We start from the raw sequence: 19,036 nt of genomic DNA, 5'->3' as shown, positions 1-19,036 counted from the left end.
CAGTGATGTACAGCAGTTCCCCCGCCGACGCACCCGTCGTCCGCGAACCCCTCCACGCCCCCGTCGCCCACCTCGTCCGAGGCGGGGTCGTCGAGGGCATCCACTACGGCTCCGTCGTCGTCCTCGGCGCCGACGGCCAGGTGCAGTTCCAGCTCGGCGACATCGAGGCGGCCTTCCACCCCCGCTCGGCGGTCAAGCCCGTGCAGGCCGTGGCCATGCTGCGGGCCGGGCTCCCGCTCGACGGCGAACTGCTCTCGCTGGCCGCCGCGAGCCACTCCGGCGAGGAGCGCCACCTCGCCGGCACCCGGCGCATCCTCGAACTCGCCGGACTCACCGAGGACGACCTGCGCAACGTGCCCGACATGCCGTTCGACCCGGGCGTACGGGACGCCTGGATCCGCGAGGGCCGACTGCCCTCCCGCCTCGCCCAGAACTGCTCCGGCAAGCACGCGGCCATGCTCTGGACCGCCCGGCTCAACGGCTGGTCCCTGGAGGACTACCTGGACCCGGCGCACCCGCTCCAGCAGGCCGTCGCCGCGACCGTCGAGGACCTGACCGGCCAGCGCGTCGCCCGGGTCACCGTGGACGGCTGCGGCGCCCCGCTGTTCTCCATCTCCCTGCACGGCCTCGCCCGCGCCCTCGCGCGGATCACCACGGCCGCGCCCGGCACCCCCGAGGCCCGGGTCGCCGACGCGATGCGCGAGCACGCCGAGATGGCCTCCGGTGCCGGCCGGGATGTCGCCGCGCTCATGCGGGCCGTGCCCGGGCTGCTCGCCAAGGACGGCTTCGAGGGCGTGCAGGTCGCCGCGCTGCCCGACGGCCGGGCCGTCGCGGTCAAGATCGCCGACGGGGCGAACCGCGCCCGTGTTCCGGTCGCCGCGGCCGCGCTGGCGCGCGCCGGTGTGGACCCGGCCCTGCTGACCGAGTTCGCGGGGGAGCCGCTGCTCGGGGGCGGGGAGCCGGTGGGATGCGTGCGGCCCGTGCGCGCTCTGGACCCCGTTCCGGCCACCGCCTGCGCCTAGGGCCTCACTTCCGGATCGTGCCGGGGTCGGCCGATGGTCACCGTCGCCCGGAGCCGGCCCGATCCGGAAGAGGAGCCCTGGTTCCGCCGAGTCCCGAAGGGGACCGCGGGCCGGCGCCGGCCCGCGGTCCCCTTCGGCGGCCGGTCGCGCCCCCGCGGCGGTAGCCACATGTCAACAACGCCCCGTACCCCCTTCGGGGCGCTCGCACCCAACCCCTCGGAAAGAGGACCTGAACCCTCATGACCGCCGCCACCCGCAGCGAACACGACCTGCTCGGCGACCGCGACGTCCCCGCCGACGCGTACTGGGGCATCCACACCCTGCGCGCGACGGAGAACTTCCCCATCACCGGCACCCCGATCTCCGCCTACCCGCACCTGATCGACGCCCTGGCCGCCGTGAAGGAGGCCGCCGCGCTGGCCAACGAGGAACTCGGGCTGCTGGCGCCGGAGAAGGCCGCCGCGATCGTCGCCGCCTGCCGCGAGATCCGCTCCGGCTCCCTGCACGACCAGTTCGTCGTGGACGTCATCCAGGGCGGTGCCGGCACCTCCACGAACATGAACGCCAACGAGGTCGTGGCGAACCGCGCGCTGGAGCTGATGGGCCACGCCAAGGGGCAGTACACGCATCTGCACCCCAACGAGGACGTCAACCTGAGCCAGTCGACCAACGACGTCTACCCGACGGCCGTCAAGGTCGCGACGGTCTTCGCCGTACGCGGGCTGCTCAGGTCGATGGCCGTACTGCAGGACGCCTTCGCCCGCAAGGCCGTCGAGTTCCGTGACGTGCTCAAGATGGGCCGTACGCAGTTGCAGGACGCCGTGCCGATGACGCTCGGCCAGGAGTTCTCCGCGTTCGCCGTCATGATCGAGGAGGACCGCAGCCGTCTCGCCGAGGCCGTCGAGCTGATCCATGAGATCAACCTGGGTGCCACGGCCATCGGCACCGGCCTCAACGCCCCCGCCGGCTACGCCGAGGCCGCCCGCCGCCACCTCTCCAGCCTCACCGGCCTGCACCTGGTCACCGCCGCCAACCTGGTCGAGGCCACCCAGGACTGCGGCGCCTTCGTCCAGATGTCCGGTGTCCTCAAGCGGATCGCGGTCAAGCTCTCCAAGAGCTGCAACGACCTGCGGCTGCTGTCCTCCGGCCCGCGCGCGGGTCTCGGCGAGATCAACCTGCCGCCGGTGCAGGCCGGTTCGTCGATCATGCCGGGCAAGGTCAACCCGGTCATCCCCGAGGTGGTCAACCAGGTCGCCTTCGAGGTGATCGGCAACGACGTCGCCATCACCATGGCCGCCGAGGCCGGGCAGCTCCAGCTCAACGCCTTCGAGCCGATCATCCTGCACTCCCTGTCGGAGTCGATCACGCACCTGGAGAGCGCCTGCCGCACGCTGGCCGAGCGCTGCGTGTCCGGCATCACCGCCAACACCGAGCGGCTGCGGGCCACCGTGGAGAACTCCATCGGCCTGGTCACCGCGCTCAACCCGCACATCGGCTACACGGCGGCGACCGACATCGCCAAGGAAGCCCTCGTCACCGGCCGGGGCGTCGCGGAACTGGTGCTGGAGAAGGGTCTGCTGCCCGCCGGGAAACTGGCCGACCTGCTGCGTCCCGAGGTCGTCGCCGGCAGCGGAGCGCCGGCCGCCTGACCTGCGGCGACGCGAGCACGATGAGGCTCCGGGAGCCGACGGGAGGCACAATAGTGATCATGACAACGACGTCGTCCCTCCCCTTCCTGCCGGTCCTGGAGCGCATCGCCGAGGAGATCAGCCGCACGCCCGGGCGCGGCCGGGCCGCCGACTACATCCCGGCGCTCGCCGCCTGCGACCCCCGCAGCTTCGGCATGGCCGTCGCCGAGCTGGACGGGACGGTGTACGGCGTGGGGGACTGGCGGCAGCCGTTCTCCACGCAGTCGATCACCAAGGTGTTCACGCTCGCCCTGGACCTGGCCCGGGAGGGCGACGAACTCTGGGAGCACGTGGGCCGGGAACCCTCCGGCAACCCGTTCAACTCCCTGGTCCAGCTGGAGTACGAGAACGGCATCCCGCGGAACCCCTTCATCAACGCGGGTGCCCTCGTCGTCACCGACCGCCTGCAGACCCGTACCGGAGACGCGGCCGGCGAGCTGCTGGCCTTCCTGCGTGCCGAGAGCGGCAACCCGGAGCTGGACTTCGACAAGGACGTCGCCGCCTCCGAGACCGCGCACGGCGACCGCAACGCAGCCCTCGCCCATTTCATGGCGTCCTACGGCAACATCGACAACGAGGTGCCGGTCCTGCTCGACCAGTACTTCCGGCAGTGCTCCATCGCGGCGTCCTGCGCCGACCTGGCCCTCGCCACCGGCTTCCTCGCCCGGCACGGCATCCGCGCCGACGGCAGCCGGCTGCTCAGCCGCAGCCAGGCCAAGCAGGTCAACGCGGTCATGCTGACCTGCGGCACCTACGACGCGGCCGGCGACTTCGCCTACCGCGTCGGCCTGCCCGGCAAGAGCGGGGTCGGCGGCGGGATCATCGCCGTCGTACCGGGCCGGTGCACGCTGTGCGTCTGGAGCCCAGGCCTGGACGAACGCGGGAACTCCGTGGCCGGTGTGGCGGCCCTGGACCGGTTCACCACGCTCACCGGACTGTCGGTGTTCTGAGCAGGCCCCGCCGTCCGGCCAACCGACGCGCGCGCGGTGCGCGACCGGCTCCACCGCGACGGACTCACCGTTCTCGCTACCGCTAAGCCCGGCGGGGTCGTCGAGCGGCAGCGACGGGTGGTTGACCACCGGGGCGATCACGGCCGGCTCCAGCGCCATGGTGAGGGCGAAGTCACCGGTGAAGCACAGGCCGATGGCGCCCATCCCCGGCCCGCCGCACGCGGTGTGGGCCTGGCGTGCCGGACCGCGCGGCCAGACCGTCACCGGGCTGGTGCCGCCCCCGGCGAAGGCGCGGAGCTCCGCGCTGGCACGGGCCCTGCGGCGGATCGCGGCCGCCCCGCACGCGGTGCCGTGCACCAGTGGGGCGTGGCCGCGGGCCGGCGACGCCTCCGGCCCGGCCGGGTTCCTCGGCGGCGACCTCCGCCCGTGGGTCGTACCGGGCCCGCTGCTCGGCCTGCCCCGGTCAGCCGCGGGACGACCGGCCCCCCTTGGACCGCAGCGCCAGCGCCACGGCCCCCACGCCGAGCCCGGTGAGCCCCGCGACGACGGCGGTGCCGGACCAGTCCGAGTCCTCTTCCGGCGCCGGAGCCACGGCCGCCGCCACCGGGGTGGCGGACGCCGTCGTACGGGAGGGCGGACGCAGCCCGTCCAGCGAGCCGACCGGGTCGACCCGCCCGGCCGCCGCGAAACCCCAGTCGAGCAGGGCCCGGGCCTCCTCGTACACGGTCAGTCCGCCACCCGCCTGAGGGTTGAGGACGCTCACCACGAGGGTGCGCCCGTCCCGGTGCGCCGCGGCAACCAGGGTGTTGCCCGCGTTGCTGGTGTAGCCGTTCTTGATCCCGATGATCCCGGGGTACGGCGCCACACCGTCCTCACCGGTCAGCAGCCGGTTGGTGTTCTCGATGGGGTACGTCGACCCGTCACCGGGGAAGGGGGCCTGAACGGTGGCGCAGTACTGGGCGAAGTCGGGGTTGCCCAGCCCCGCCCGCCCGAACACCGCCAGGTCGAAGGCGGAGGACACCTGGCCGGGGGCGTCGTAGCCGTCCGGGGAGATCACGTGGGTGTCGAGGGCGCCGAGCGAGCGGGCCTTGTCCTGCATCCGGTGGACCGTGGTCTGCCAGCCGCCGCCCAGCTGGGCGAGAACGTGCACGGCGTCGTTCCCGGAGCTGAGGAAGACCCCGCGCCACAGATCCGCCACCGTGTAGGTGTGCCCCTCCTCGACGCCGACCAGGCTGCTGCCCTCGCCGACGTCCTCGAGTTCCTCGTACCGCACGGTGTGCTGCAGCCCGCTGGGCAGCGCCGGCAGGACGGTGAGCGCGAAGAGGGTCTTCAGAGTGCTGGCGGGCGGCAGTTCGCGGTGCGCGTCGCTCGCGGCCAGCACCTCGCCGCTGTCCGCGTCGGCGACGAGCCAGGAGAGCGCCGACACGTCCGGCAGCGGGGGCGTGTCCCGGTGCGGCCGGACCTGGACGCCGGAGCGGTAGAGCAGGGACGGCGCGGGCACCGCCGCCCTGGGGCCCGGCGGGAGGGGCTCTCCGGCCCGGGGTCCGGCGACGGCGGCGGCCGGCGTGAGCGCCAGCAGGCCCGCCACACAGAGGGAGCAGACCGACACAGCCGCGCGAGAAGAGAATCCGGTGACCATACGATCAACGTACGAAGATGCTCCGCGTGCACCACGCGGCCCGGGCCGTTCGGGTTCACGGGCAACCCGGATGCCGCACCCGGCGCTCCCTCGGCGGTCCCGCGGCCGTCCCGTGGCGGGGCTCAGCCGGCCGGCAGGGTGGGGAGGATCCGCCGGAGGAACGTGGCGTTGTCGGACGTGGCGCGCAGCCGTTCCAGCAGGGTCTCCAGGGCGGACGGCCCGGCCTCCCGCGAGCGCAGGGCACGGCGCAGGCCGCGTACGGCCGTCAACTCGGCCGGGGTGAGGAGGAGTTCCTCCCGCCGGGTGCCGCTGCCGTCGATGTCCACGGCGGGGAAGACCCGGCGGCCGGCGAGTTCCCGGTCCAGGCGCAGCTCCATGTTGCCCGTGCTCTTCAGCTCCTCGAAGAAGTAGCCGTCGGCGCGGGAGCCGGTGTCGACCAGGGCCGTGGCGAGGATGGTGAGCGAGCCGCCCTCCTCGGCCTGGCGCGCGGCGCCGAAGAACCGCTTGGGTCCGAGCAGCGCGCCGGCGTCGACACCACCGCTCAGGGTCCGGCCGCCGGCGGCGGAGGCGTTGTTGTGGGCCCGGCACAGCCGGGTCAGCGAGTCCAGCAGGACGACGACGTCCTCACCCGCCTCGACCAGGCGTTTGGCCCGCTCCACGACGAGGTCGGCGAGGGCGATGTGCTCCTTGGGCGACCGGTCGAAGGTGGAGGCGTACACCTCGCCGCGCACCGAGCGGCGCATCTCGGTGACCTCCTCGGGCCGCTCGTCCAGCAGCAGGACCATCAGCCGGCACTCGGGGTGGTTGCCGGCCACGGCGGCGGCGAGCTGCTGGAGCAGTACGGTCTTGCCGCTCTTCGGCGGGGCCACGAGGAGGCCGCGCTGGCCCTTGCCGACCGGTGCGAGCAGGTCGGTGAGGCGTCCGGCCAGGCCGGAGCCGGGGTGCTCCAGGCGGAGGCGGCGGTGCGGGTGGACCGGGGTGAGGTCGCGGAAGTGCCGCCGGGAGTGCGGCTCCCCGGGGGCGCGCCCGTTGACGCGCGCGACGTCGCTCAGGGTGCGCTGGGCGCCCCGGACGCCCTCGACCAGGTCGCCCTTGCGCAGCCCGTGGCGGCGGATCAGCGCCGGCGCGACCTGCGGATCGCCGGGGGAGGGAAGGAGGTGCGCGGCCCTCAGGTGCCCCTTCCCGTGCGCGTCGATGTCGAGGACTCCCGTGACGAGCGGAGCGGACGGGGCGTGCGGGGCCTCGGGAGGGTGTTCGAGTGTGGTGGTCATGGAAGGAGGTCCTTTCACGGACGGAGAAGAGACGCGCTGTGAGGAGGGGGGTGAGGCCGCGAGCGGGAGGCGTCTGCGACTGCCTCCGGGCGGCGGGAACGGCACCCCGGGTACGGCGGTGGCCGCCTGCCTGAGGTGGTGCTGGGAAGCTGACGCGCCGGGGGCCGGACATCCGGAGAACGGCGGGCGGATCAGCGTGAAGGAGAGAAACAGGCACCGGCGCCCATGACGGGCGTGCACAAGTGCTGACGGCACCGTACCACTCGGTGGTGTGCCGCGTCCGTGATGCACTCAACGAACCGTCCGATCGGGGTATTCCCGGGACGGGATGCCCGCCGTTCCCCGGGCGGATGTCCGCAGGGTGCGGGGCGGACGCCCACCGGTCCCGGGGCGGACGCCCGCCGGTCGCGGGGTGGGATGATCGGGTGCCCTGTCAGGGAAACGTCAGGAGGATCCGGTGGACCCGTCTTCCGCCCGCACCCCGTACCGCCTCGACCCCGCCGGCGGCTGCCCGCACGCCGTCAACGCACGGCTGCTGGCGCGCGGCGCCGTGGCCCCGGTCGAACTGCCCGGCGGGATCGAGGGCATGGCCGTCCTGGGGCATGCGGCGTTGCAGGAGTTCCTGCAACACCCCGACGTGGCCAAGAACGCCCGTCACTTCACGGCCCTGCGCGAGGGAAGGATCGCCGAGGGCTGGCCGCTGCTGACCTTCGCCACCGTGCCCGGCATGACCACCGCCGACGGGGACGACCACCGGCGGCTGCGCTCCCTGGCCGCCCGCGCCTTCACCCCACGCCGCGTGGCCGAACTGCGGCCCCGCGTCGAGGAACTGACCGACACACTGCTCGACGGCCTGGCGCGCGCGGCCGCCGCGGGCGACGGCGTCGCCGACCTGCGGCGGCACTTCGCCCTCCCGCTGCCGATGGGCGTGATCTGCGAACTCCTGGGCGTGGACGTCGGGTTCCGGGACCGGCTGCACCGGCTCGGCAGCCAGGTCGTGGCCACGGACACCGGACCCGAGGAGGCCGTCGCCGCGAACCGTGAACTCGTCGCCGTCCTCACCGAGATCGCCACGGCGAAGGCGGAACGGCCCGGCGACGACCTCACCAGCGCGCTCATCGCCGCCCGGGACGAGGGCGGCGACCGGCTCGGGCAGCACGAGCTGATCGGCACCCTGCTGTTGATGATCATCGCGGGCCACGAGACCACACTCAATCTGATCACCAACGCCGTACGCGCCCTGTGCGCCCACCCCGAGCAGCTCGGCCTGGTGCATGCGGGCGAGGCGAGCTGGGCGGACGTGGTGGAGGAGACGCTGCGCTGGGACGCGCCGGTCAGCTACTTCCCGTTCCGCTACCCGGTGCGGGACCTGACCGTCGCCGGCACGCCCATACCCGCCGGCACCCCGGTGCTCGCCGGTTACTCCGCGGCCGGCCGTGACCCGGCGGCGCACGGACCGGACGCCGACCGCTTCGACCTCACCCGCCCCGCCCGGCCCGGCGCCGTGCGCCACCTGTCCCTCGGCCACGGTGCCCACTACTGCCTGGGCGCACCCCTGGCCCGGCTGGAGGCCACGGTCGCGCTGGAGCGGCTGTTCACCCGCTTCCCGGCGCTCGAACTAGCCGTGAGGGAAGAGGAGTTGGCGCCGCACGCGGGGTTCGTCGGCAACAGTGTACGGAGCCTTCCGGTACGGCTCGCGGCGAAGCAGAAGTCCGCGAACCGTAACGATCCCGGACGTCGCGGGACTTGACCGTACACGCTGCACTATCTTCGCGACATGTCCACGCCACCGCAGTCCCCGCAGCCGGCCGACCAGCCCGCGCACCATCCGCAGCCGCCCGCGCCACAGCCGGCCGTGCCGCCGCAGCCGACGGCCTACCCGTACCCGAACCCGCAGTCACCCCCGCCGGGAGCCTTCCACGCCCAGCCCACGCTGGTCGGCCACCCCGCGCCGGGGCAGCCGGGGCCGGTGGGACAGCCGGGACTGCCAGGTCAGCCGGGACTGCCAGGTCAGCCGGGGCTGCCGCAGCCGGGGAACCCCTACGCGCAGTCGCCCTACGGGCCCGTGCCGCCCGTACCCCCGGCCGGTCGCGGTGGAGGTGCCGGACGGGCGGTGCTGTGGGCGGCCGTCGGAGCGGTCGTGGCGTCCGCCGCCTGGGCGGCCGGTGTCCTCCTCGTCGGAGGAAAGGGCGACAGCGCGGACCTGCGCGGCTACGCGGCACCCTCCAACCTGTGCTCCGGCGCCGACTACTCCTCCTTCAAGAACGAGTACACCGAGAACGACTCCTCGCCGACCCACAACGCGCTCAAGGACGCAACGCTGGACGAGAGTTACTGCAGCCTGAGCCTGAAGAAACCCGGCTCGTCGTACGCGGACGCCTACCTGACCCTCCAGCTGGACCTGCACAAGAAGACCGAGCCCGGACCGGAGTTCACCGCCACCTGGAAGAACTACGCGGAGAGCCACACGGGTTATGACGTCGACCCGGTCGAGGGCATCGGCGACGAGGCCTACCTGGTCAGCCAGGACACCACCAACGGTTCCTCCAGCGGGTCCCGTTACGCGACGCTCGCCGTCCGCGACGGCTGGGTGACGTACACGATGAGCTTCAGCACCTACCTCACCTCCTACGACCAGGACAAGGACCCGCCCGCGCTCACCGACGTCACCGACTGGCTGAAGACCGACGCGAAGGCCACGCTGCGCCGGCTCCGGGCCTGAGCCGCGCGGCTCGGCGGCGCCCTGTGCCGTAACCCGCCGTACCGGCCGGTCGCCCGTGGGGGTGGTGTCGCCCGGCGGCACGCTCCGTGAGCCGGGCCGGTGCGGCACAGTGGGCGGGTGCCTCGCCGACTTCTCCCGCTGCTGGCGGCGGCGCTGATGGGCCTCGCCGGCTGCACCACCGTCAGCTCCGCCCCCGACGCCGCCCGCCCCCGGCAGTCCCACGCGCCCGACACGGCCGCGCGCCCCTCGGTCCTCCAGGAGCCGCTGAGGGAGCCGCCGGGGAAGGCGGCGCTGGTCCGCACCGGCCACGCCCACCGGAGCCGGCCCGGCCCGGTGGCCGCGCCGAGGCGGACCCCCGGCCCCGGCCGCGCGCCGGCGCCCGCTCCGCCGTCCCGGGCCGCCGCGGCCGCCGCCCCGCCGCCCCGCCACCCCCGCCCGGAGCGCAGGCCCCCCGTGCGACGCCCGGCCCCGCGTCCCCGCCCGGCTCCACGGCGGCCCCCCGTGGACCGCATGCGCGAGCTGTGCCGCCAGGCGGACGGTGTCGCCGCGCCGGGAATCGTGAAGATGTGCCACGACACCTTCGGCTGAGGAGCGCGGCCGGGGCCGGTACGGCGGGCTCGCCGCCCCTGCCGCCGCACCGGCGCCCCGCATAGGCTGGCGCCATGTTCGGTCCCGAAGGCCCCACGCTCCGCGAACTCGCCGTGCAGGCGCTGTCGTCCGTCGAGCACGGGTACGACCTGCTCGCACCGAAGTTCGACCACACTCCCTTCCGGACACCCGACGGCGTGCTCGACTCCGTGGCCCAGGCGCTGGAGCCGCTCGGCCCCTTCGAGAACGGGCTCGACCTGTGCTGCGGAACCGGCGCCGGGACACGGGTGCTGACCGCACTGTGCCGCCGCGGGGTCACGGGGATCGACTTCAGCGCCGGCATGCTCGACATCGCCCGGCGCCGGGTGCCGCCCGCGGACGGGCCCGGGATCACCTGGGTCCGCGGTGACGCCCGGGCCCTGCCGTTCACGGCCGCCTTCGATCTCGTCGTCTCCTTCGGGGCGTTCGGCCACTTCCTGCCGCGGGAACTGCCCGGGCTGTTCACCCAGGTCCACTCGGTGCTGCGGCCGGGCGGCCGGTTCGCGTTCCCGGTGTTCGCGCCGCCCCGCCCGGCCCACCGCGGCTTCTGGCTGCTGCTGGGTTTCGACGCCGTGATGCGGGTGCGCAACGCACTGTGGCGTCCGCCGTTCGTCATGTACTACCGGGCCTTCCGGCTCGGCACCGTGCTGGGCGAGCTGGAGCGCGCCGGCCTGACGGTCGAGCTGGGCGTCCTGCCCGGGTACGGGCGGAGGGCCGACGGCAGCCCGCGCGCCCGGCTGGTGGTGGCCCGTCGGGCCGACGCCCCGCCCCGCGGGGGTCAGCCGGCCGCGGGGAGCGTGAACTCGTAGACCAGCGCGTCCTGTTCGGCGTTCACCACCAGATCGGTGATCTCCAGCGGGCGGGCGTACTGGTCGTGGACGCGCCGGGTCACCCGTACCGAGGAGGCGTCGCCGACCTGGGTGATGGCGTCCCTGTGGTGCAGGGCCAATCCGGCCTTGCGCATCCAGTCGTAGGCCCGTCGCAGCTGCGCGGGCGTCGCCCCGTCGGCCCGGTCCCGGTACCGGGCCAGCTCCGCCACCTCGGCCAGCACCACCGCCGAGAACGAGGTCACCGCCGTCCGCAGCGAACGGCCGTCCGGTGTCACCGACAGGTAGCGGTGGACCAGGGTCGGCCGGTGCGGGGCCAGACCCAGGGCCCGGGCGTGCTCCGGCGGCGGCGCCTCCCAGGTCACCGTGGCCCGGTCGACCGCACACGGGTCCGCCGACCGGGCGCCCACCGGAAAGGTGAGCGACTCCGGTGCCTCGACCGGCCGGCCGGGCAGCGTGGCGTGGCTGCCCCGCCGGTCGGTGGCGACCAGGCCGCTGCGGCGCAGCACCTCCAGTGCCTGGCGGACGGTCTCCCGGCTGACCCCGTAGCGCGCGGCCAGGTGCCGCTCGCCGGGCAGCCGTTCACCCGGCGGAACGGTGCCGTCGCGCAGGTCGTCGAGCAGCAGCGCGGCGATCCGCCCGTACAGGGGCCGGACGTCGCTGGGCGGGGGATCGTTCGGGGTGGTGCGGGCCATGCCGCGCCCTCCTGTCGGTGACAAGACGTAGTCGTTCGGGCTCGTTGCGCGACCACAATTAGCATTGGTCTAAACCACGGGGGAAGAGTGGTCTACTGGTTCGACCGAAATCCGCCCCGCACGCGCGGCGGCCACCGGGTCCCCCGGCATCCGCTCCCAGGGGTGCGGAGAAGGGCGCGGGCCGGTGCGGTGGTCCCCGGACGACCGGCGATGCGGATGACCGAAAGCCCGCGGACGCACGGGACCCCGGGACCGCTCCGGAGCGGAGCGGTCCCCCGATGCGGGGTCCGACGGGTGCTCGTGCGCGGATCCGTCGGCGCGCGCCCGCCGTCTCGTGGGAGCCTCAGGCGTACGACCGCAGCCAGCGCACCTGCGCCGCCTCCTGGAACGGGCCGCCGCCCTCGTGGTCGTTGAAGTCGTACACCTCGATCGTCTTGTCCTCGTGCGCCCACGCGTTGAACGCCGCGAACACGGTCGACGGCGGGCAGGTCTGGTCCTCCAGGGCCGCGGAGAACAGGGCCGGTGCCCGGCCGCGGGCCGCGAAGTGCACCCCGTCGAAGTAGGAGAGCGTACGCAGCACGTCGGCCGTGCGGCCGCGGTGCGTCTGGAGGAACAGGCCCACCTCCCGGTACGGGTGACGGTCCGTCAGGGTGATGGCGCGCGGGAAGTCGCAGAGGAACGGTACGTCAGGGGCGACCGCCACCACGTCCGGGACCAGCGCGCCGACGGCCAGGGCGATGCCGCCGCCCTGGCTGCCACCGATGAGCGCGGTCCGCGCCGGGTCGGCCAGCGGATGGGAGCGCGCCGCCTCGACCGCGCGGACGGCGTCCGCGAACACCCGGCGGTAGTAGTAGTTCTCCGGCGCGTCGATGCCGCGTGTCAGGTACCCGGGGTACGCGGGCGCCGCGCCCACCGGGTCCGGCGTGCCACCCCCGCCGCCCCAGCCGCTGCCCTGTCCGCGGGTGTCCATGGTGAAGTGCGCCCGGCCCGTCGACGCCCACAGCAGGTTCTCGTGCGGCAGGCCGCGCCCGCCGCCGTACCCGATGAACTCCACGACCAGCGGCAGCGGTTCGGCGGTCCCGGCCGGCAGGCGCAGCCAGCCCTTGACGGGGTGGCCGCCGAACCCGGCGAACGTCACGTCGTACACCTCGACCGTGGACAGTCCGGTCTCCACCGGCTCGAACCGCGCGTCCAGGTCGTGTGCGCGGGTCTCCTGCAGCGTCTTGTCCCAGAAGGCGTCGAAATCCTCCGGTGCCGAGGACTCGCTGCGGTACGCGCGGAGTTCGTCGAGAGGAAGATCGAACAGAGCCATCGACAACCGCCTTGAGGAAGGGAGCCAGAGTCGACTCACCGTACGTGGGTGGTCGGATGACTCGCCAGGGTCCAGCGGGGACGTGGCTCGCTTCGACCGCTCCGTGACGCGGGCTCAAGATGCTGGTCCGGCGGTGAGTAAGCGCTTGCTCCGGGGGGGTGGGTGGCCCGTCACCGCATCGGTGGCCGGGTCATCCGTCCGTCACGTTCGCGGCCGGGTCCAGCGCGGGCCCGTCCGGGACCACTCCCGCTCCCACTCGGCCAGCCGGTGGCGCAGGGCGATCCGGCGCTCGACCGCGTGGGCGAGGACCACCACGGCCGCCGTGCCGCCCGCCGCGCACAGCCCGATGGTGACCGCGTGCTGCCGGACGGCGGCGTCGTCCGGTGGCGGGGCGACGTTGCGGCCCCGCGAGTCGAACCACACCGGGACCGGCTCCCCGGCCCGCGTCCCCGCCGGCACCCGGGCCCACGCCGTCCGGACGCCCTTGCCCGGCTCGGTCCAGCGGACCTGGGTGCGGTAGGGGGTGCGGCGGTCGCTCTGCACCTCGGACACCCGCTCGGGCACGCCGCCGACCACCACGGCCCGCACCTGGTGGCGTTCGGCCCGCTGGGCCGCGGCCAGCGCCCGGGCCTGGTCGTGCGCGTGCAGGCCCGCGGCCACACCGATCAGGGGCGCGACCACGAACAGCAGGACGGCGACCACCAGCACCGTCCATGCCTCGAAGACGTCCGACCGGCGCCGCAGCGGATTGCGCCGCCAGCGCCAGCCACGCACCCGGGTACGCATGTCCACCTCCTCGCCACCGCCGGAGCCGGAGAGCCGAGGAGCCGGTCTCCGGCCCACCGCCCCCACCGCTCACGTGCGCGAGCGTCCACATCGGTCTCGTACCCCGTTCGGCGCACCTCGCGCAGGCCGCGAACCGCGAGTTCCGGCCCAAATGGCGCACGGATCGTGCCATGCGCCCCACGATCCCCCGGCGTACCGCGCCGCGCGACCCGGACGGTCGACCCACCGGCCCCACCCGGGCCACGGGGTGGCCGTCTCGGCCGGGTCACAGCGTTGCCGCCTGAGCCGGGCCCGGGCCCCAGGGGCTCAGCCTCGGCCGGCCCTCAGGGGGTCAGTCTCAGCCGAACCGCTCGATCCGGATCCGCTCCACCGGCTGGCCGGCCGCGACCAGCAGCCGGGACGCGTGCTCGGCGAACGCGTTGGACCCGCACACATAGGCCTCCCATCCATGGGTGGGCTGCTCGGCCAGGAGCGGCGCCACATGTGCGGCCGTCATACGTCCCACCGGAACCCCGGGCGGAGCGCTGCGCGTGAACACGGGCGTCGTCTCCGCGCCCAGCTCGGCCGCGTAGATCAGTTCCTCGGGACTGCGCGCCGACACCAGCATCCGCAGCGGGACGGCCAGGCCGCGCGCCCGGTGGTGCCGCACCATCGACATCAGCGGTACGACGCCGGAGCCGGCCCCGAGCAGCAGGGCCGGCCGGTCGCCCGGCCAGGCGAAGAAGCCGCTGAGCGGACCGCGCACCTCGACCGTGTCACCGGGCCGGGCCACGGTGTGGAACCAGCCGGAGACCTCGCCGTCCGGCACCCGGTCCAGGGTCAGCTCGATGTGGCCGGAGTCGTCCGGTGCGGACGCGATCGAGTAGTGGCGCTGGGCCACGTAACCGTCGGCGGCGGTCAGCCGCAGCATCAGGTGCTGGCCCGGCAGGTGTCCCGCCCAGCCCGGCACCGCCAGCCGGAACGTCGCCGCGCGCGGCGTCTCGTGCCGGATCTCCGTCAGGGTGGCGGTCTGCCACACGGCTGCGGCCTGCTCGCTCACGGCGATCCGGCCGGGCACCGCGAACCGCGTCAGGGGAGTCGTCTCAGTCACCGGAGTACCGCTGCTCCTCCCAGGGGTTGCCGCGCGCGTGATAGCCGTTGCGCTCCCAGAAGCCCGGCTCGTCGTGGTCCAGGAGCGTGATCCCCGCGATCCACTTGGCGCTCTTCCAGAAGTACAGGTGGGGCACCACCAGCCGCGCCGGGCCGCCGTGCTCCGGCGGCAGCGGTGCGCCGTCGTACTCCCAGACGATCCAGGCCCGCCCGCCGGTGAGGTCGGCGAGCGGCAGGTTGGCGGTGTAGCCGGTGTGGGAGCGGGCCAGCGCATGGGTGGCGGTCCCGTGGGGCCGCACCACGTCGAAGAACGCGTCCAGCGAGACACCGCCGAACCGCACGCCGAACTTCGACCAGCCGGTCACGCAGTGGATGTCGCCCGAGTACGCCGACGCCGGCAGCGCGTGCGCGGTGTCCCAGTCCCAGGTGTGCGGCCGGTCGACCAGGCCGTCGATGCGGAAGGACCAGTCGGCGGGCGCGAGGTCCGGGGTGACCTCGGCGGACAGGACGGGCCAGTCGTCGCGCGCGTCGTACTGCCCGGGCGGCAGTCCCGGGTTGTGGACGCGCGGACGGCCCGAGAAGCCTCGCGTGACGTTCATGGTTCAACCGTACGCTGTCGCTCCGGGTGCTCCGGCCCTGGTGGACGTCCCCCTTGTTGCCGCCGTGTGAACGCGTTGCGGCCGTATGAACTCTGCGCCGGGCGGGGAATACCGGCCCCGCGCCGCTCCTTGGCGATCGGTGCCGGCGGCTGCGGTGCGCCGGTGACAGCACGAGGGAAGCGAGGGAACGAGGATGCCCCAGGCGTACGCCTTCACAGTCTTCACGTCGGTGGCCGAGGCGGCCGGCGTGACCGTTGTGGCCGAGGTGACCGGATGAGCGCCCCGCCCGGCCGGCACGTCCTCGACAACCCGGCCCTCGCCGCCCTGACCGGTCCGCACGCCCACTTCGCCGAGCGGCGCGGGCGGGTGCTGCGCTACCCGGTCGACGTCTCGCCGTGGCTGGCGCTGCCCGACGAACCGGAGGAGCGGGACTGGGAGGACCTCGCCGCGCTGGCCGGCCCGCACGCCGAGATAGCGCTGCCCGGATTCCGCGGGGAGGTCCCTCGGGGCTGGGAGGTCACCGCCCGGGTCGAGGGCGTGCAGTTCGTGGACGACGGGCTCGCCGCGGCGCCGGACGCGGAGGCGGTCCGGCTCGGCCCGGCGGACGTGCCCGAGATGCTCGACCTGGTGGCCCGCACCCGGCCGGGGCCGTTCCTGCCGCGCACGGTGGAACTCGGCACGTACCTGGGCTTCCGCCGTGACGGCGCGCTGGTCGCCATGGCGGGGGAGCGGCTGCACCCGCCGGGGTGGACCGAGATCAGCGCGGTCTGCACCGATCCCGCGTTCCGCGGCGAGGGCCTGGCCACCCGGCTGATCCTCGCCGTGGCGCACGGCATCCGCGAGCGCGGGGAGACACCCTTCCTGCACACCGGCGCCGGGAACACCACCGCCATCCGCCTGTACGAGTCCCTCGGTTTCCGGCTGCGCCGCCGTACGGCGTTCCTCGCGGCCCGGGCGCCGCGGCGCCCGGCGGACGACCGCGCGGCGGTGGCGGTGCCGTGACCCGCCGGCCGTGCCCTGACCCGTAGGAGTTGCCGTGACCCGGCAGCCGTGCCCTGACTCCTAGCGCTGCCGTGACCCGCCGGCCGTGCCCCCCATGGCGTGCCCCGGCGCCGCCGCGCACGGCCGGGGCACGGCATGGGGCACCGTCTCAGGCCGGGTCCGGGTCGCCCTGTCCCGCGTTGTACCGCTCCAGGTACGCCGCGAAGCGGACCAGGTCCTCCTCCGGCCAGCCCGTGAGCCGCTCCCGGAACGCGGCTCGGCGGCTGCGGGTGACCTGGGCCAGGATCTCCTGGCCGGCGTCCGTCAGGTGCAGCACCTGGACCCGGTGGTCCTCCGGGTCCAGCCGGCGCTCGATCAGCCCGGCCCGCTCCAGGGCGGCCACCTGGCGGCTCACCGTGGACTTGTCCAGGGCGTAGTGAGCCGCCAGGTCCGTCGCCCGGCAGCCGCCTCGCTCCTCCAGATGGCCGAGCAGGGTGTAGGACACCAGGGACAGTTCGGGGTGCATGCGGCCCGCCGAGGCGCGGGCCCGGCGGGCGAAGATGGTCATCTCGCGCTGGATCGTCTCCACGGCCGACTCCGCTGCGCTCACGGGAATACCTCCTCCGGCGTTCTAGTTGTATAGTACAACTTGAACATGAAGTTGTATAAGCCAACCTTTGGAGGGCCGCGCGCGATGAGGTCACCGGCACTGCGCCATGTGCTCACGCACCTGATCACCCCGCTGCTGATGTGCATCGGCATGGGGCTCGCGTACATGGGGGCGTTCGTCACCCCCGAGCCGAACCACCTGCCGGTCGCCGTCGTCGGCACCGCCCCGAAGGCCAAGGTCTTCGCCCAGACGGTCAAGGACGGCGCGGGGGACAGGCTCGACGTCCGGACGGTCGCCACCCGCGCGGACGCCGTCGACCTGCTCCGGTCCCGCGAGGTGACCGGCGCCTACGTGCCGAGTGCCAAGGCTCCCGAACTGCTGGTGGCCAGCGCCGCCTCCGACATGGGCGCCACGGCCGTGGAGAAGGTCTTCACCCCGGTCGCCGCCCAGGCCGGCGTCCCGCTGAAGGTCACCGACGTCGCCCGGCCCGTGGCCGACGACCCCACCGGCCAGGGCTTGTTCTTCCTGCTGATCGCGGTCAGCATCGGTTCCTACGCCTCGGTCGCCGCTCTCGGCGCCGCGGGTGCCGCCCTGGCGATGCGCGTCCGGGCCCTGCTCGCGCTCGGCGTCTCCGCCGTGGTCAGCGGCATCGGCGCGCTGCTCGCCGGGCCGGTGTTCCACCTCGCCCACCACGACCTCGCGGGTGTCTGGGGCATGGCCTGGCTGTACTCGGCGGGCATCCTCCTCATCGGCGTCGGCCTGCACACCTTCCTGAAGCGGTGGACCACGCTGACCATGATGGTGCTGTTCGTGATGCTGAACTTCACCAGCTCGGGCGGTTTGTTCCGGCCCGAACTGCAGAACGGGTTCTTCGGCACTCTGCACGCCTTCTGGAACGGCGCCGGTTTCGTCGAGGGCGTCCGCAGCCTGCTCTACTTCGGTGACGACGGCCTCGCCCGTACGGTGTGGACCCTGGTCGCCTGGCTGCTGGCCGGCCTCGCGGTGACCGCCGTCGCGGGCCTGTACGAACGCGCCCGCCGCGCCCGGCAGGACAGCGAGGCGCAGGCCGCGCGGGAGCCGGCCCGGAAGGCCGGGGGAGCGGCCGAGCAGGAGGCCGAGGAAGCCGAGGATGCCGAGGAAGAGATCGAGGAGACCGTCGGCGTCTGAACCCCGCGTCCCCGTGGGCCCGTCGGGGGCCGTGGGGTAAGGTGGCCGTCCGGTCGCGGACGTGCGCGGCCCCGGGGACGAGGAGGTGAGACCCATTACCGCTGTGTCGGCTGGGGTGCTCTCTCCTCGTGACGGCGCGGTACACCGGCAGCGGTGACCGCGGGAGCGCCCTGAAGGCTTCGCGCTCCCGAAAGGTCCCGGCTTCCATGCCCACTCCCGCACCGTTCCCTCCGCTCTCCCCGCTCTCCCCGCTCTCCCGCCCCTCCCCGGCCGCCGTCGTCTCCGCGTTGCGTGCCGCCGGGTGCGTCTTCGCCGAGGACGAGGCCGAGTTGATCCTCGCCACCGCGCGCACCCCCGAGGAGGCGGCCGGCATGGTGGACCGGCGTGCCGCCGGGCTGCCGCTCGAACACGTCCTGGGATGGGCCGAGTTCCACGGTGTGCGCGTCACCGTGGAGCCCGGGGTGTTCGTGCCCCGCCGCCGTACCGAGTTCCTGGTCGATCAGGCGCTGGCCGCCGCACCGGACGCCGCCGTGGTCGTGGACCTGTGCTGCGGTTCCGGCGCGCTCGGCGCGGCCCTCGCCGCAGCCCTGGACGGTGCCGAGGTGCACGCCGCCGACATCGACCCGGCCGCCGTCCGCTGTGCCCGCCGCAACCTCGCCGCCTGCGGCGGCCGGGCCCACCGGGGCGACCTGTACGACGCCCTGCCCGCCGGCCTGCGCGGCCGGGTGGACGTCGTGACGGCCAACGTGCCCTACGTCCCCACCGCCGAAGTCGCCCTGCTGCCCGCGGAGGCCCGCGACCACGAGCCGCTGGCCGCGCTGGACGGAGGGCCCGACGGACTCGACGTGATGCGCCGGGTGGCCGCCGGGGCCCCCGCCTGGCTCGCTCCCGGCGGCCTCCTGCTGACCGAGACCAGCGCACGCCAGGCACCGGCCGCCGTGGAGGCCTTCGCCGACGCGGGCCTGACGGCCCGTCTGGCGGTGAGCGAGGACCGGTACGCGCACGTGGTGATCGGCGTACTTCCCTAGCCTCCCCCGCCGCCGAACGGGCG

Annotated in this window: 18 protein-coding genes; 10 read left to right on the top strand and 8 right to left on the bottom strand. The window is 74.2% G+C overall.

Features of this window, described 5'->3' with window-relative positions; all coding sequences use genetic code 11:
• The first annotated feature begins 5 nt into the window (after positions 1 to 5).
• The 3 genes from ACZ4VF_RS13800 (at position 6) to ACZ4VF_RS13790 (ending at position 3,660) form a co-directional block, all read left to right on the top strand.
• Positions 6 to 1,022: an asparaginase gene (locus ACZ4VF_RS13800; RefSeq protein ID WP_467925904.1), complete on the top strand. Its 1,017-nt coding sequence runs from the start codon at positions 6 to 8 to the stop codon at positions 1,020 to 1,022.
• A gap of 239 nt (positions 1,023 to 1,261) precedes the next feature.
• Positions 1,262 to 2,671, top strand: a complete 1,410-nt coding sequence (aspA, locus tag ACZ4VF_RS13795; RefSeq protein ID WP_467925903.1) for an aspartate ammonia-lyase — start codon at positions 1,262 to 1,264, stop codon at positions 2,669 to 2,671.
• Positions 2,672 to 2,730: 59 nt separating this feature from the next.
• Positions 2,731 to 3,660 carry a glutaminase gene (locus ACZ4VF_RS13790; protein ID WP_467925901.1) on the top strand — a complete coding sequence of 310 codons (930 nt, stop codon included), beginning with the start codon at positions 2,731 to 2,733 and terminating at the stop codon, positions 3,658 to 3,660.
• 463 nt (positions 3,661 to 4,123) lie between these two features.
• Here the strand turns inward: ACZ4VF_RS13790 and ACZ4VF_RS13785 are convergent, their stop codons facing one another.
• Positions 4,124 to 5,299 (bottom strand): D-alanyl-D-alanine carboxypeptidase family protein, encoded by a 1,176-nt coding sequence (locus ACZ4VF_RS13785; RefSeq protein WP_467925900.1) that lies wholly within the window; start codon positions 5,297 to 5,299, stop codon positions 4,124 to 4,126.
• Between the two features lie 122 nt (positions 5,300 to 5,421).
• Entirely contained in the window at positions 5,422 to 6,570 is a 1,149-nt protein-coding gene (rho, locus tag ACZ4VF_RS13780; protein WP_467925899.1) for a transcription termination factor Rho, read from the bottom strand.
• Positions 6,571 to 7,027: 457 nt separating this feature from the next.
• Here rho and ACZ4VF_RS13775 point away from each other — a divergent pair, with 457 nt between their 5' ends.
• From ACZ4VF_RS13775 to ACZ4VF_RS13760, 4 genes are all read left to right on the top strand, one after another.
• Positions 7,028 to 8,320, top strand: coding sequence for a cytochrome P450 family protein (locus ACZ4VF_RS13775; RefSeq protein ID WP_467925897.1), 1,293 nt, complete (start codon positions 7,028 to 7,030; stop codon positions 8,318 to 8,320).
• A gap of 27 nt (positions 8,321 to 8,347) precedes the next feature.
• Positions 8,348 to 9,292, top strand: a complete 945-nt coding sequence (locus ACZ4VF_RS13770) for a collagen-like triple helix repeat-containing protein (protein WP_467925896.1) — start codon at positions 8,348 to 8,350, stop codon at positions 9,290 to 9,292.
• Between the two features lie 117 nt (positions 9,293 to 9,409).
• A complete protein-coding gene (locus tag ACZ4VF_RS13765) occupies positions 9,410 to 9,880 on the top strand; it encodes a hypothetical protein (RefSeq protein WP_467925895.1) in 471 nt (156 codons plus the stop codon).
• 74 nt (positions 9,881 to 9,954) lie between these two features.
• Positions 9,955 to 10,728 (top strand): class I SAM-dependent methyltransferase, encoded by a 774-nt coding sequence (locus tag ACZ4VF_RS13760; protein WP_467925893.1) that lies wholly within the window; start codon positions 9,955 to 9,957, stop codon positions 10,726 to 10,728.
• On the opposite strand, the gene ACZ4VF_RS13755 is transcribed toward ACZ4VF_RS13760, so the two are convergent.
• The 5 genes from ACZ4VF_RS13755 to ACZ4VF_RS13735 form a co-directional block, all read right to left on the bottom strand.
• The gene (locus ACZ4VF_RS13755) at positions 10,698 to 11,441 is read right to left on the bottom strand and encodes a GntR family transcriptional regulator (RefSeq protein ID WP_467925892.1); all 744 of its coding nucleotides are present in this window, start codon (positions 11,439 to 11,441) and stop codon (positions 10,698 to 10,700) included. The genes ACZ4VF_RS13760 and ACZ4VF_RS13755 overlap by 31 nt on opposite strands.
• Before the next feature lie 343 nt (positions 11,442 to 11,784).
• Positions 11,785 to 12,753: an acetylxylan esterase gene (locus ACZ4VF_RS13750; RefSeq protein ID WP_467925891.1), complete on the bottom strand. Its 969-nt coding sequence runs from the start codon at positions 12,751 to 12,753 to the stop codon at positions 11,785 to 11,787.
• A gap of 201 nt (positions 12,754 to 12,954) precedes the next feature.
• A complete protein-coding gene (locus tag ACZ4VF_RS13745; RefSeq protein ID WP_467925889.1) occupies positions 12,955 to 13,539 on the bottom strand; it encodes an Rv1733c family protein in 585 nt (194 codons plus the stop codon).
• 337 nt (positions 13,540 to 13,876) lie between these two features.
• A complete protein-coding gene (locus ACZ4VF_RS13740) occupies positions 13,877 to 14,629 on the bottom strand; it encodes a ferredoxin reductase (RefSeq protein WP_467925888.1) in 753 nt (250 codons plus the stop codon).
• On the bottom strand, positions 14,622 to 15,227 hold the full coding sequence (locus ACZ4VF_RS13735; RefSeq protein ID WP_467925887.1) for a sulfite oxidase-like oxidoreductase: 606 nt from the start codon (positions 15,225 to 15,227) through the stop codon (positions 14,622 to 14,624). Before ACZ4VF_RS13735 ends, ACZ4VF_RS13740 begins: the two co-directional genes overlap by 8 nt.
• Before the next feature lie 273 nt (positions 15,228 to 15,500).
• Between ACZ4VF_RS13735 and ACZ4VF_RS13730 the strand changes: the two genes are divergently transcribed.
• The gene (locus tag ACZ4VF_RS13730) at positions 15,501 to 16,229 is read left to right on the top strand and encodes a GNAT family N-acetyltransferase (RefSeq protein ID WP_467925885.1); all 729 of its coding nucleotides are present in this window, start codon (positions 15,501 to 15,503) and stop codon (positions 16,227 to 16,229) included.
• Between the two features lie 148 nt (positions 16,230 to 16,377).
• Here ACZ4VF_RS13730 and ACZ4VF_RS13725 read toward each other — a convergent pair whose 3' ends face one another.
• A complete protein-coding gene (locus tag ACZ4VF_RS13725) occupies positions 16,378 to 16,776 on the bottom strand; it encodes a MarR family winged helix-turn-helix transcriptional regulator (RefSeq protein WP_467926560.1) in 399 nt (132 codons plus the stop codon).
• Positions 16,777 to 16,902: 126 nt separating this feature from the next.
• Between ACZ4VF_RS13725 and ACZ4VF_RS13720 the strand changes: the two genes are divergently transcribed.
• On the top strand, positions 16,903 to 17,985 hold the full coding sequence (locus tag ACZ4VF_RS13720) for an ABC-2 transporter permease (protein WP_467925884.1): 1,083 nt from the start codon (positions 16,903 to 16,905) through the stop codon (positions 17,983 to 17,985).
• Between the two features lie 206 nt (positions 17,986 to 18,191).
• Positions 18,192 to 19,013, top strand: coding sequence for a putative protein N(5)-glutamine methyltransferase (locus ACZ4VF_RS13715; RefSeq protein ID WP_467925882.1), 822 nt, complete (start codon positions 18,192 to 18,194; stop codon positions 19,011 to 19,013).
• Positions 19,014 to 19,036 lie beyond the last annotated feature (23 nt).

Source organism: Streptomyces sp. NPDC029151, from assembly GCF_055564315.1.
Note: the sequence above shows the minus strand (reverse complement) of the source record. Positions and strands in the feature narration are given on the sequence as shown.

Excerpts from the sequence above, each read along its gene's own strand:
- ACZ4VF_RS13800 (WP_467925904.1), top strand. The coding sequence starts at position 6 with ATGTACAGCAGTTCCCCCGCCGACGCACCCGTCGTCCGCGAACCCCTC.
- aspA (WP_467925903.1), top strand. The coding sequence starts at position 1,262 with ATGACCGCCGCCACCCGCAGCGAACACGACCTGCTCGGCGACCGCGAC.
- ACZ4VF_RS13790 (WP_467925901.1), top strand. The coding sequence starts at position 2,731 with ATGACAACGACGTCGTCCCTCCCCTTCCTGCCGGTCCTGGAGCGCATC.
- ACZ4VF_RS13785 (WP_467925900.1), bottom strand. The coding sequence starts at position 5,299 with ATGGTCACCGGATTCTCTTCTCGCGCGGCTGTGTCGGTCTGCTCCCTC.
- rho (WP_467925899.1), bottom strand. The coding sequence starts at position 6,570 with ATGACCACCACACTCGAACACCCTCCCGAGGCCCCGCACGCCCCGTCC.
- ACZ4VF_RS13770 (WP_467925896.1), top strand. The coding sequence starts at position 8,348 with ATGTCCACGCCACCGCAGTCCCCGCAGCCGGCCGACCAGCCCGCGCAC.
- ACZ4VF_RS13760 (WP_467925893.1), top strand. The coding sequence starts at position 9,955 with ATGTTCGGTCCCGAAGGCCCCACGCTCCGCGAACTCGCCGTGCAGGCG.
- ACZ4VF_RS13755 (WP_467925892.1), bottom strand. The coding sequence starts at position 11,441 with ATGGCCCGCACCACCCCGAACGATCCCCCGCCCAGCGACGTCCGGCCC.
- ACZ4VF_RS13750 (WP_467925891.1), bottom strand. The coding sequence starts at position 12,753 with ATGGCTCTGTTCGATCTTCCTCTCGACGAACTCCGCGCGTACCGCAGC.
- ACZ4VF_RS13745 (WP_467925889.1), bottom strand. The coding sequence starts at position 13,539 with ATGCGTACCCGGGTGCGTGGCTGGCGCTGGCGGCGCAATCCGCTGCGG.
- ACZ4VF_RS13735 (WP_467925887.1), bottom strand. The coding sequence starts at position 15,227 with ATGAACGTCACGCGAGGCTTCTCGGGCCGTCCGCGCGTCCACAACCCG.
- ACZ4VF_RS13730 (WP_467925885.1), top strand. The coding sequence starts at position 15,501 with ATGAGCGCCCCGCCCGGCCGGCACGTCCTCGACAACCCGGCCCTCGCC.
- ACZ4VF_RS13725 (WP_467926560.1), bottom strand. The coding sequence starts at position 16,776 with ATGACCATCTTCGCCCGCCGGGCCCGCGCCTCGGCGGGCCGCATGCAC.
- ACZ4VF_RS13720 (WP_467925884.1), top strand. The coding sequence starts at position 16,903 with ATGAGGTCACCGGCACTGCGCCATGTGCTCACGCACCTGATCACCCCG.
- ACZ4VF_RS13715 (WP_467925882.1), top strand. The coding sequence starts at position 18,192 with ATGCCCACTCCCGCACCGTTCCCTCCGCTCTCCCCGCTCTCCCCGCTC.